Annotated in this window: 10 protein-coding genes; 6 read left to right on the top strand and 4 right to left on the bottom strand. The window is 64.8% G+C overall.

Translation table 11 applies throughout. The features are described 5' to 3' along the window. Positions 1-47: 47 nt before the first annotated feature. Both ACFQ91_RS03380 and ACFQ91_RS03375 read right to left on the bottom strand, forming a co-directional pair. Positions 48-548: an Lrp/AsnC family transcriptional regulator gene (locus tag ACFQ91_RS03380; RefSeq protein WP_376871006.1), complete on the bottom strand. Its 501-nt coding sequence runs from the start codon at positions 546-548 to the stop codon at positions 48-50. A gap of 106 nt (positions 549-654) precedes the next feature. Next, on the bottom strand, positions 655-2,235 hold the full coding sequence (locus tag ACFQ91_RS03375) for an aldehyde dehydrogenase family protein (protein WP_376871009.1): 1,581 nt from the start codon (positions 2,233-2,235) through the stop codon (positions 655-657). A gap of 98 nt (positions 2,236-2,333) precedes the next feature. Between ACFQ91_RS03375 and ACFQ91_RS03370 the strand changes: the two genes are divergently transcribed. Together ACFQ91_RS03370 and ACFQ91_RS03365 are read left to right on the top strand one after the other, a co-directional pair. Next, positions 2,334-3,782: an FAD-dependent oxidoreductase gene (locus ACFQ91_RS03370; RefSeq protein ID WP_376871012.1), complete on the top strand. Its 1,449-nt coding sequence runs from the start codon at positions 2,334-2,336 to the stop codon at positions 3,780-3,782. A 122-nt stretch (positions 3,783-3,904) separates the two neighbouring features. Next, the gene (locus tag ACFQ91_RS03365) at positions 3,905-5,161 is read left to right on the top strand and encodes a nitrate/nitrite transporter (protein WP_376871015.1); all 1,257 of its coding nucleotides are present in this window, start codon (positions 3,905-3,907) and stop codon (positions 5,159-5,161) included. 602 nt (positions 5,162-5,763) lie between these two features. Here the strand turns inward: ACFQ91_RS03365 and ACFQ91_RS03360 are convergent. After that, positions 5,764-6,087, bottom strand: coding sequence for a hypothetical protein (locus ACFQ91_RS03360; RefSeq protein WP_376871018.1), 324 nt, complete (start codon positions 6,085-6,087; stop codon positions 5,764-5,766). 213 nt (positions 6,088-6,300) lie between these two features. Between ACFQ91_RS03360 and ACFQ91_RS03355 the strand changes: the two genes are divergently transcribed. From ACFQ91_RS03355 to ACFQ91_RS03345, 3 genes are all read left to right on the top strand, one after another. Beyond that, entirely contained in the window at positions 6,301-8,046 is a 1,746-nt protein-coding gene (locus ACFQ91_RS03355) for a DUF222 domain-containing protein (RefSeq protein WP_376871021.1), read from the top strand. Positions 8,047-8,112: 66 nt separating this feature from the next. Continuing rightward, positions 8,113-9,291, top strand: a complete 1,179-nt coding sequence (locus tag ACFQ91_RS03350) for an MFS transporter (RefSeq protein WP_376871024.1) — start codon at positions 8,113-8,115, stop codon at positions 9,289-9,291. Positions 9,292-9,302: 11 nt separating this feature from the next. Then, positions 9,303-10,094 (top strand): enoyl-CoA hydratase-related protein, encoded by a 792-nt coding sequence (locus ACFQ91_RS03345; protein WP_376871027.1) that lies wholly within the window; start codon positions 9,303-9,305, stop codon positions 10,092-10,094. A gap of 13 nt (positions 10,095-10,107) precedes the next feature. On the opposite strand, the gene ACFQ91_RS03340 is transcribed toward ACFQ91_RS03345, so the two are convergent. Continuing rightward, the gene (locus ACFQ91_RS03340; RefSeq protein WP_376871030.1) at positions 10,108-10,716 is read right to left on the bottom strand and encodes an NUDIX domain-containing protein; all 609 of its coding nucleotides are present in this window, start codon (positions 10,714-10,716) and stop codon (positions 10,108-10,110) included. A 142-nt stretch (positions 10,717-10,858) separates the two neighbouring features. Between ACFQ91_RS03340 and cls the strand changes: the two genes are divergently transcribed. After that, positions 10,859-12,346: a cardiolipin synthase gene (cls, locus tag ACFQ91_RS03335; RefSeq protein WP_376871033.1), complete on the top strand. Its 1,488-nt coding sequence runs from the start codon at positions 10,859-10,861 to the stop codon at positions 12,344-12,346. Positions 12,347-12,434: the final 88 nt, after the last annotated feature.

Here is a 12,434-nt window from a genome sequence, read left to right as displayed (position 1 = left end):
CGCAGCGGGAAAGCGGGTTCGCGACCACCCCACAAGCAGGAGAGACGCTAGGCTTCGCCGACTCCCCACCCGTAGGCGAGCTTGTGGGCTTTGAGGACGAAGAACGACTCGGTCGCTTCGACTCCGGGGATCTTCTGCAGACGCTCGAACATGAGCTCGGTGTAATGGTCGATGTCGCGGCACACCACTTCGACCATGACGTCGAACGAGCCGCTGGTGAGGATGACGTAGCTCGTCTCCGGCAGGGCGGAGAGCTTTTCGCAGACCTCGGGACCTTTGCCAGCCTGGCAGCGGATGCCGATCATCGCGAGTCGGTCGAAGCCGATATTGAGTGGGTTCGCAATGCCGACGATCTGAAACATGCCGCTGTCCTGCAGGCGCTGTACCCGGTAGCGAACAGACGAGGCTGGCACCCCGAACCGCTCCGCAAGAACGCTGAAAGACGTGCGTCCATCGACTTGCAGGGCCGAGATCAGTTTGCGATCCAACTCATCAAGCTGTTCCGGTCCCTTGTGAACGTCCTCACTCACCGCACCCACGTCCTTCATCGTCTGGTTCTCGCGTCCTGCGAGGTCTCGCATCCTCCCGGCACTTCACGGCCCCGCCCCGTGCCTGTCGGTGTGGGGGCGGGGCCGCGAATGTCTGGTGACTAGCCTACTTCTCCACGTGAATGACACCGGTCCGCAGATCGGTCATGTCATGAAGCGTGTACATCCCGCCGATCCTTCCCCAGCCGGTGTTCTTCCCGCCGGCGCCGCCGAACGGCATGTTGACATCCCACCATCCGTTCGATTCGTTGATGAGCACTTGACCTGTCTCCAGCTCCTCCATGAAGCGGAATCCGCGATTGATGTTCTCGGTGAAGACGGCTGACTGCAGGCCGAGGTCATCGGAGTTGGCGATGCGCAGGGCGTCCTCGTCGTCCTCGGCGACGATGATCGGCAGGACGGGGCCGAACGACTCTTCGCGCGAGAGCAGCGAGTCCTCCGCAACGTTGTCGACGATGGTGAACTCGAAGTAGAGGTCGGTGGGATAGCCCTGCGCTCGCCCACCGCCGAGGATGACATCGAATCCGCGTTCACGGGCCTCGGTCAGGTGTCGGTCCATCTTCTCTGCGACTCCGGGATTGTTCAGAGGACCGAGGTTGGTGGTTTCGTCGAATGGGTCGCCGAGGCGAACGGTCTTGGCGTAGGAGACTGCGGCCGCGACGAACGCCTCGTGCGCATCCCTGTGGACGATGACTCGCTCGGTAGCGCAGCAGACTTGGCCGGCGCAGTAGAAAGCCGAGTCGACGGCGGCTTTGGCAGCGCGCTCCATGTCGGCGTCGTCGAGGACGATGACGGGACCGTTGCCGGAGCATTCCATGACTGAGCGCTTCAAGCCGGCCGTTGCTGCGATCTTGGCTCCGGTCGCTGACGATCCGATGAAACCGACCGCATCGATGCCGTCATGTCCGACGAGCTGGGCGCCGAAGTCGCCTTCACCGGGCAGGACGTTGACCAAGCCGGAGGGAAGTCCGGCCTCAACGATGTATTCCATTGCCTTGAGCACGGTCAGAGCAGTGTGCGTCGGGGGCTTGACCACAATCGCATTTCCTGTGGCGAGGCCGGGGGCCGCGAACTCTGTGAACATCAGCAGTGGGAAGTTCCACGGGGTGATGATTCCCCACGTGCCCACGGGTTTGCGCCACGTGAACATGAGTTTCGACGGGTCGGTGGAGGGGAGTGTCTCACCGTAGAGTCGAACCGCATCTTCTGCGTGCAGGTGGAACAGCTGGGCGGCCTCTTCGATGTCGGCTCTGGACTCGGCCAGCGGTTTGCCCTGCTCGAGTGTCTGAAGGCGTGCGAGTTCTTCGACATGGGCACCGAGTGCGTCTCCGATGCGATGGCAGACATCTGCACGCTGCCAGACTCCTGTTCTGCCCCATGCGCGCTGAGCGTGATTCGCCGCGCTGACTGCTGCATCGAGATCCGCTCGGCCGGGGACCGGCAGTGCGGCGATCGGTTCGCCGGTGGCCGGGCTGATGATCGTTGTCGATTGGGAGCCCGAGCCGTCGGTGTATTCACCGTCGATGAACAGCTGAGCGCGGATGCCGGTGTCGCGAGCTGATTCGCGAGTGGCACTCTCCTGGGTTGACATGGCTGACTCCTGTCGTCGTTGACTCTGGTGGATCGAGCCTACAGTCGATTTGCCGATTGAGCAATCAATGTCGGGCATAAATTGCTGAAACAACATTGAAAAGGAAAAACAGTTGACGAATGCTCAACTTCAGGTGGATAGTTTCTGTTGTACTCAGTGAGTTGTGACAGGACGAATCGACACAGGACGGGCAGATGACCACTCTGACGAGCTTTGAGCAGGCTGAGGCCTCAGCGGACCGCGATCGGATCCGGGAGGCCCTTGCGGATGCGAAGCGCGAGCCGTTCTGGTTCGATGACCACCCTCGGCAGGATCGTCCGCGCGCACTTGAGGGAGATCTGTCAACCGATCTCCTTGTGGTCGGCGGAGGATTCTCCGGCCTGTGGACGGCGCTCAAGGCGAAGGAGCGCAAGCCGGACCGCGAGGTCGTCCTGATCGAAGCCGAAACGGTCGGCTGGGCCGCATCGGGTCGGAACGGCGGGTTCTGCGAACCGAGCCTGACTCATGGTCGCGCCAATGCCGCCAGGCACCTGCCCGGCGAGGAATCAATGCATTCGGACATGGGGGTCGAGAACCTTGAGGGCCTACTCGCTGATCTCGAGCGGTACGGCATCGACTGCGACATCGACGCGCATGGAGTCATCAAACTGGCTACCGAAGAACATCAGGAGGAGTCGTTGCGTGCCCTTGCTGCGAGCGAGGCCGATGTCGAACTGCTCACCGGGCAGGACCTGCAGGATCAGGTGCGCACAGCTGCAGCCTCGACCGGAGCTTGGGCCAAAGCGGACGGCGTCGTGCTCAATCCTGCAAAGCTGGTGCTCGGCCTGTTGGACGCCTGCAGGCGCGCCGGTGTGCGTGTCTTCGAGAACACCAGAGTCGACGCGCTCAAGGAAGAGCCTGCCGCAGGCTCGATTCTGGCGACGACCGGCCGAGGCCGAATCACCGCGAAGCAGGTCGTTCTCGCCACGAACGGTTTCTCTCCTCTGGTGCGCAGGCAGCGGCTGAGGACGGTGCCTGTCTACGACTATGCGGTTGTGACGGAGCCCCTGTCGGCTGCGCAGGAAGAGGAGATCGGCTGGAAGAAGCGCCAGGGCCTGACCGATCTGAACAATCGCTTCCACTACCTGCGGAAGATCGTCGACTCTGAGGGGCGTACGCGCATTCTCATCGGCGGCTATGACGCCCTCTATCACTATGGCCGGGCCGTTCGACCGGAACTCGAAGTCAGTGAACCGACCTTTGAACGGCTCGCCGTCCATCTGGGAGTCTTCTTCCCCTCGCTGAGCGGTGTGAAGTTCACGCACGCCTGGGGCGGGATGATTGACACCTGCAGCCGCTTCTTCGCGTTCTTCGCGCTGAGTCACCATGGGCGTGTTGCATATGCGTCGGGATTCACCGGTCTCGGAGTGGCGGCGACTCGCTTCGCAGCGGACGCCATGCTCGATCTTCTCGAGGGGGCGGACACGAGGCGCACACGATCTCGCATGGTTCGCACTGTTCCCATGCCCTTTCCGCCGGAGCCGTTCGCGTGGGCGGCGATCACGTTCACGGCTTCTCAGATGGCTCGGTCGGATCGTCGCGGCGGTAAACGCGGCCTCTGGCTGTCCGTGCTCGATCGGCTCAAACTCGGATTCGATTCCTGAAAGGAGAGGTTCCATTGGTCGGGCCGACCCGTTGTCACGGGTGATGTTCCGACAGCCATCCGCAGTGAATCTGCACAGTTCTCCCGGTTGCTCGGCCGGGACCGCTCAAAGGTGAGCTACACATGAAGACAATCACATCCACAACGAAGTGGCTGATGCTGGCGACCTCCTATCTGGTGCTCATCGCCTGCTTCATCCCCTACATCGGGTGGACGCCGAATCTGCTCGAGATCTCCCAGGAGCTGTCTCTCAACTTCACTGAAGCAGGACTCCTCGGCTCCATCACGGCGCTGGTCGGAGGGGTGATACTTCCCTTCGCCGGGTTCATCGGTGATCGCTGGGGTGTCAAGAAGATCATCATCGTCGGACTGATCGCCGCGATCGCCGGTCAGTTCATGTTCGCGTGGGCGCCCGACTACCTCTCGCTCATGCTCAGCCGCTCCCTGAGTGGTGTTGGAGTGGGCCTTCTCTTCGTCGGGCCTTACACGATGGCCGTCAACTGGTTCGAGCGCGAGCGGAAGAGCGGGGTCGCGCTGGGAACGATGTTCACCTCCGACGGGGTCGGGACGGCCTTTGCGCTCTATGGGTTCTCCATCGTCACCGTCGCGTTGGGGTGGAGAAGCGGATCGATCGTCGGGGGTCTCGTGCTCCTCGTGGTTCTCATCATTGCGGCGGTCGTGCTCCGCGATGCACCCGACGACGCGGACAATGAGGTTGGGGCCGCCACTGCCGCACCCGGAAAGTCAACGATCTGGGGCGCTGTGACCAGACGCAATGTCCTCACGGCAGCCGCCTTCTTCGTTGGAGAGTGGGGAATCTTCGCGGTCGTCGCCAGTTGGATGCCGACAATCCTCATTGAGAACGCAGGGTGGTCAACGTCGTCGGCCGGGCTGTTCTCGTCCCTCTATGTCGTCGTCGGAATGATCACCTCGATCAGTTTCGGACTGATCTCGGATCGCCTTGGCAGGCGACGGAACCTCATTGTTCTCGCAGGGGCATCGATGACGGTGTTCATGGCGGCCCTGACCACGGCCATCGCAGCCGATAACTATGTGCTCGTCGCGGTGTGCCTGCCGCTCGTCGGGCTCAGCGTGTACATGGGGATGCCGTTGGCGCTCGCACTGGCTGCCGAATCCGTTCCGCCGACCCGGGCGGGAACTGTCAATGGCTTCGTGCTCGGAATCGGCTTCATCGTCGGTGGTTTCGTCTATCCCTTCTTCATCGGCTACGTCAGGGATTCGACGGGTGATTATGTTCTCGGTTTCATCGCAATGACTGTCGCGACGCTTGTGCTCACTTTCCTCTGTCAACTGTGTTCGAAGGACGTTCGTCGAAGCTCCGTGGGATCAGTCGACGCGGCGATGTCGGGAAGGGCCTGAGGCACTGAAAGGGTTGCAAGGTGCCTTGCGGTGTGCCTCCAGGCAGGAGCCTTCCAGGGTTCGTAGCGACGGTGGTGACTTCGCCTCCGCGGCGAGTCGACAGTGTCTGTCCGTCAGCTCACCGCGGCGACCCGAGCGGAGGAGAGCCGCGCTCTCCGCAGGACTGCAGTTGCGTGCGAAAGGGCGCCGGTGACTGCCGGGCCTGGCACTGTCATCGTCCGTGCTGGGAGGTGTGATGGCGTCACCGTGTTTGCCGCGATGGACACATCTCTGCGGCTGCGACTGAACGTCCTGTGGGTGTGCTGTGCGGGCAGCTGTCGCCAGGACGGATGGAGTCGTTGACAGAAAAGCGCTGAGTGAATGAATTCATTGTGAAAAAAAGATCGAATAAATTGGGAACAGACTGTTGTGCATGTCACACTCGCGGAGTAGAATCAGGACAACAACGATGAGCGTTGGCGAACGGATCAGGAGTCATGACACTCACCCCGGACAGGCAGAACCACGGGAACGGCGACCGTGCCCGCATGTCGCCTGCGGGGAAGCGGGGCCCCGCGTCGAAGCGGCCAGGTTCATCGGGGCCGAGTTCTTCTGGGCCGGGGTCATCCGCAGGCGGCTCGAGTCGATCGACCGGAGCTCCGGAATCGCTGTTCGACCAGCTCAGGGATGCCGGACTCGACCTCACCGGCAGCGTCCACGCCGAACTCTTCGAGGAGATCCCGGCCGTACCGGAAGCTGAGAGTCCAGCGTCGCCTGAGACGTCGATCGCTGAGGCTTCGATCCAGGAGACTCCGGTCGAGGGGGCTCCGATCGATGGGAATCCGGTCGGCGAGGTTCAAAGTGATGCGACTCCGGCCGGGGAAGCACCCGGCGCTGAGGAGCCCGATGACTCTCCCGGTGTCGACGATCCCGATGACTATGGGCATCGCCGCAGCGCAGCACTCGCGGCCGACGTCTCGGCACTGTCGGTCGACGAAGACCCGACCGGCCCGGGACCCATCGATGACGACGACCCGGCTGCGGCGGTCGCCGACATAGTTGATTCGGGGAACTCCACGTCCGACTCGGGAAACGCCACGTCTGACTCGAGAAACGCGATGCCCATCTCGAGAAGCTCCGTGACCGACTCGACACGCTCCATGCCGGACACGAGGAAGCTGAGCCGGCATCCGCTGCTCACCGATGCGGCCTGGTCCCGCCTGTCCGAGTTCGCGCCCGAAGTCCTCGACAGCATCACGAATCTGACCCGGCTCGAAAGCGAAGTCCGCACCTTCGAACGGCCGGTGGGCCCCGACGACGCGGTGATCCTCGCCGATGCGCTCGAAGCGATCAACCGCGTCAACGCCTCACTCAACGCCGTCACCCTCGCCATCTTCCAGAGAGTCGGAGTACCCACGGACTTCGGCGCGAAGACGACGAAAGCACTCGTCAAGGATCGTCTGGGACTGTCGGACCAGGAGGCCTATCGGCGCACCGAGGCGGCGAACAACCTCGGCGGACGCGTCGACCTCTCCGGTCAGCCGATGCCGCCGCTGGCCCCCAAGGCCGCAGACGGCCTCCACGAGGGAGTCCTGTCGGCGAACCAGGCGGCGGTCATCGCCGAATGCATGAAACGACTGCCTGCCTGGGTGAGCGCCGAACTGCGGGCCGAGACCGAGGAGCGACTGGTCAAGGAAGCGCCCAACGTCCGCGTCTCCGACCTGCGCGAGATCTTCCAGCGCATGCTCGACATCATCGACCCCGACGGCAAGGAGCCGTCCGAGGGACGCGACCGGTCGGACTACTCGGTGCATCTGCGCGCTCGCCGCAACGGTGACTGGGAGCTGTCAGGCCGGCTCGACCCGATCACCGGAGGCCTGCTCAACGGCCTGCTGACGTCGAGGATCGAGTCATGCCGGACAACCGGCGAGCAGGGCGGTGCGGACGCGCCAGGCGGCCAAGGCGACGCCGGCAGGAATGGCGACCCCGCCAGTCATGGCGATGCCAGCCAGGGTGGCGACGCCACCGGGAATGGCGACGCCGGCAGGGATGGCGTCGGGAGCGGCCTCGTCAGCAGCGGGTTCCCCGGCACCGAGGCGGCCGGCGAGGAGTCACCCAGCGCCTTCGATGTACTCGACGCGGTGCTCTCCGGCGACCGGCACGATGCGCCGCTCTTCGCTCAGGACGGCACCGGTCAGCGACTTCCCGGCACGGGAACCAGTGCCGACGCTTCAGACGGAACACCCGGGGCGACGGGTTACGACGGCAGCGCCTATGGAGTGCGCCGCGACGGCACGACGGTGAGCACAGTCGACGCCCAGCCCTCCGCCCGCCGGTGGATCTACGAACGATTCGCCTCCCTGATCGGCAAGATCGAGATGAATCGCCCGAATTCGGGCGCGAGGTACTCGCTCGTCGTCACGGCGAAGGCCGAAGACCTCGCCTCGAACACCGGTCAGGGCAAGACCGGCACCGAGAATCCGGTGCCGATGTCCGAACTCACCTCATCCGGACTCAACGGCAGAGTGTTCTTCCACCTCATGAGCGACTCGGCCAAGACGGTGCAGGTCGCTACCGAGAAGCGCTTCGCCGATGAGAAGCAGACGGCGATCATCACGGCGAGAGACATGGGGTGCACCTTCCCGGGTTGTGATGCACCGCCGGGGTGGTGCGAAGTCCACCACATCGTGCCGTGGATCGACAACGGCATCACCGACATCAACAACCTCACACTGGCTTGCGGCGCACACCACCACCTCATCGACAGATCGGATTGGCATTCGGTGATGCTCACCAGTGGCCAACCGGCGTGGGTGCCACCCGCCTCGATCGACCCGGAACGACGACCCATCCTCCATGCGAAGTTCGTCGCCCAGGGGATCATCGACACGCTCTTCGACAGCTGAGCGGTCGCGGGTTCGCTCTGCGGAACGGTTTGAGCGATCCCGTCCCGCAGGCATACCGTGAGGACCATGAGCACCGGTGAGCCGAACGCGACGAGCAACCGGCGCACCATCGTCGCAGTGTTCCTTGCCGGCATCTCGGTCTTCCTCGTCCTCTACGAGACCCAGGGCCTCATCCCCGCCATCCGCGAGGCATACTCGATCGACACCCCCACCGCGAGCCTCACGGTCTCGGCGACGAACGTCGCCATGGCCTGCTTCCTCATCCCGTTCTCACTGCTCGCCTCCCGCATAGGCCACGCCCGGCAGATCGTCGGCGGCGTCATCCTCGCCGCGGTCCTCGCCCTCATCCTGCCGTTCACCCCCAACCCCGAACTGCTCATCACCGTCCGCTTCCTCCAAGGCGTGGCGATCGCCTCGGTGCCGGCCACCGCGATGGCCTACCTGTCACTGCGGCTTCCGCCCTCGGCCCTGCCCGGCGCGATCGGCGTCTACATCGCCGGGAACACGATCGGCGGCCTGTGCTCCCGGCTGCTCACCGGACTCGCCGCCGAGGTCCTCGGCTGGCACGGCGGCCTCGCCTTCACCGCGGCGGTCGCGCTCGCCATCGGACTCATCGTCGTCTGGCTCCTCCGCGGCGACATGGTCCGGCCCGAGCCCGACACGACCCCGCGCGACACGACCCGATCGCCTCGGCGAACCCCAAGCGGGCTGTGGGGCATCTACCTCACCGGGTTCCTCTGCATGATCGTGTTCGGCGGCTCCTTCACGATGCTCGGCTCCCGACTCCAACAGGACCCGTGGAACCTCAGCGAAGGCACCGTCGCCCTCTTCTTCCTCATCTACCTCGTCGGCACCGTCGTGACGACGTACTACGGCCGCCTCGCCGTGGCCTTCACCCGCCGTCGCCTCACGCTCATCGGCATGGTCACCGCGATCATCGGCGCCTGCCTCACCCTCGTCGACTCCCTCCCGCTCATCGTCATCGGCATGTCGCTGCTCACCGGCGGCTTCTTCCTCGGCCACACCGGCGCCTCGGCCGCCGCGAGCACCGCCCGACCCGGCGTCGACACCACGCGGTCGTCCGCCATCTACCTCACCGTCTACTACCTCGGCACGAGCCTCGGGGCCTGGCTCTCCGCCGTGCTCTTCACCGACTTCGCCTGGCCAGGCGTCGTCGGGATGTGCCTGACCTCCCTGGTCGCCGTGATCGTGCTCACCCTTGTAGGGTTCAGACAACGCCAGTGAAAGGATCCTCGATGCCCCAGATCGTCCATTCCATCGCCGACGGCGTCGCCCACGTCGAGATCGACCGCGCCGACAAACTCAACTCCCTGACCAGGGACGTCTTCGAGGAGCTCGTCGAGGTCGGTCTCCACCTCAGCACGCTCCCCGAGGTGCGCGCGATCGTCCTCTCCGGCCGCGGGCGCGCCTTCAGCGCAGGTCTCGACCTCGCAGAGATGGCCCGGATCGCCGAGGAGGGACCCAGTGGCATCGGCGCCGACGGTGACCTCCTCGGTTCGGCCCGCGCCCTTGCTCAGAAGGCCGTGCACGTGTGGTCCCTCGTCGAGGTGCCCGTCATCGCCGCGGTCACCGGGCCCGCCCTCGGCGGGGGCATGCAGATCGCCCTCGGCGCCGACATCCGAGTCGCGAGCCCCGACTCCCAGTTCTCGCTCATGGAGATCAAATGGGGGATCATCCCCGATATGTGCGGCACCCAGCTGCTTCCCCGTCTCGTCGGCCCCGGCATGGCGAAGAAGCTCATCGTCACCGGTGAGGCGATCGGCGGCGTCGAGGCGCAGCGGATCGGACTCGTCGAGGAGCTCGCCGAGGACCCGATCGCCAGAGCCCTCGAGCTGGCCGCCGACATCGCCGCGAAGTCCCGTCAGGCGCTCGTGTGGTCGAAGCGCCTCGTCGACCTCTCCTACTCTGTCCCCTTCGCCGAGGGACTCGCCGCCGAACAGCAGGCGCTCTCCGAACTCCTCGGTTCGGACGAACAGAGCCGAGTCGTCGAAGAACGCCTCACCAGCATGCGGGCCTCCCGCCGCTGAATCGCAGTGCGGCTTAGCGCGCCTCGTCCGGGCGCACGACGTCGATGGCGCGAGGTCCGGCCGTGACCGCTGCGGCGGAGGCGAAGGTCGCCAGCTCGCTGAGCAGGACGAACGTGGGACGCATGAGCTTGAGCTCGCCGGCCGACTCAGCGGCGAGGAGCGCCGCGACCGGCAGCCACTCGCTCGTGTGCGCCTCGGTCGTGACATGCTGCGGGGCCAGCGCTTCGTCAGCGGCCATGACGTAGAAGTACGTGTCGAAGCGCTTCGGCTGTCCGAGCGGGGTCACCCAGTTCGCCCACGGTGTGAGCGCATTCGGATCGATGACGGCACCCGTCTCCTCGGCGACCTCACGGACCGCGGTCGCGATGAGGACCCGCCAATCGTCGATCGTGGAATGCTGCCACGCCGCCCGGTGGAGTTCGGGGTCGGAGACGACGACCGCCTCGGCGCCGGCGACATCGACGGGATCGACACGGCCGCCGGGGAAGACGACGACACCGGCGGCGAAATCCATCGTCGAGACCCGGTGCTGGACGAAGACCTCGAGTCCGGACTCGCCGTCCCTGACCATGATCACGCTCACGGCTGGACGGATGGGGACGGCGGTGGGATCGACGGTCATAGCAGTGGACACCTTCGGTCGGGGCTGGTCATCACATTATCGCGCGTTCGCACCGCGGATCGGCAGGGTGACCTTGCGCGATACGATGAGGAAGTCAGAGCCGCCCCGGCGGCCGGAGTGCCAGGCGGAGGAGGTGATCGACGTGGAGGTCTACCCCCTCTTCACCGTCGACAGCGCCTGGCCGAACTGGCTGATCTTCCTCCTCTTCGCCGTCGACCTCCTCATCCGGATCATCGCGCTCGGGTGGATCCCGCACAACCGCCGCCCGTCGGTGGCGCTCGGCTGGCTGCTCGCGATCTTCCTCATCCCCTATGTCGGGCTGCTCGCGTTCCTCCTGCTCGGCTCCTCGAAGCTGCCCAAGCATCGGCGGAAGAAGCAGACCGTCATCAACGACATCATCCGCGAGGAGTCGAACGAACAGGCGATCGTCGGCGAGCACAGCCACCTGTCCGAACCCCTGGCGACGGCGGCCCAGCTCAACTTCGACCTCGGCGCCCTGCCGATGACCCACGGCAATGCGTTCATCCTCCACACGGACAACCACGAGTGCATGGAGGCGATGGCCGACGCCATCGACGCCGCCCACGACTATGTCCACTTCGAGTTCTACATCGTCGCCATCGACGCGACGACGAAACGGCTCATCGACTCCCTCTTCAACGCCCATACGCGGGGAGTGCGGGTGCGGATCCTCATCGACCACCTCGGGTCGATCGGGTACCCGGGCTATTCGGAGCTCGTCAAACGGCTCGACTCGTCGGGCATACCTTGGCGCCGAGCCCTCCCGATCCGCCCCTGGCGAGGCGAGTACCAGCGTCCTGACCTGCGGAACCATCGCAAGATCCTCGTCGTCGACGGGGTGAGGGCGTTCACCGGTTCGCAGAACATCATCGACCGCTCGTACAACAAGGCCCGCAACCGGCGGAAGGGCTTCCAGTGGATGGATCTCTCCCTCGAATGCGAGGGGCCGGTCGTCGACGAACTCGACGCGGTCTTCACCACGGACTGGTACTCGGAGACCGACGAGCTCTTCGACGAGTCCGCGCAGCTCGAACTCAACGCGCCCATCAGCGGTGGTGCCCTCGCCCAGGTCGTCCCGTCCGGTCCCGGGTTCGAGGACGAGAACAACCTGCGACTGTTCAACCACCTCATCTACAACGCCAACCGCACGGTCGTCGTGTGCTCCCCGTACTTCGTCCCCGATGAGTCGCTGCTCCACGCTCTGACGACGGAGGCGCGCTCGGGTGTCGACGTCCGCCTCTACGTTGGTGAGACGAGCGACCACTGGCTCACCCACCGTGCCCAGCAGTCGTACTACGACGAGCTCGTCCGCGCCGGGGTCCGCATCTTCATGTACCACGCGCCCACCGTCCTCCACTCGAAGTTCCTCCTCATCGACGATGATGTGTCGATCATCGGATCCTCGAACATGGACGAGCGCTCGTTCGCGATGAACCTCGAGGTGACGATGTTCATCGTCGACAAGGAGTTCACGGCGCGGATGTACGCGCTCGAAGCCGAGGAGTACGCGCCGAACTCCGTCGAGCTCGACGCCGAGGAGTGGCGGAACCGGCCGCTGCACAAGAAGTACATCGAGAACGTCGCGCGGCTGACGAGCTCGCTGCTGTAGGAGCTGGCAGTGCGCTGCTCAAGGCGCTGTCTGATGAGCTCGCCGCTGCAGACATTGGCAATACGAAGCGGCGGCTGCCTCGATGAGG

The sequence above is a fragment of the Brevibacterium sp. NPDC056726 genome (assembly GCF_042790515.1).
GTDB lineage: Bacteria > Actinomycetota > Actinomycetes > Actinomycetales > Brevibacteriaceae > Brevibacterium > Brevibacterium sanguinis.
This window is presented reverse-complemented; position numbering and strand designations above follow the sequence as displayed.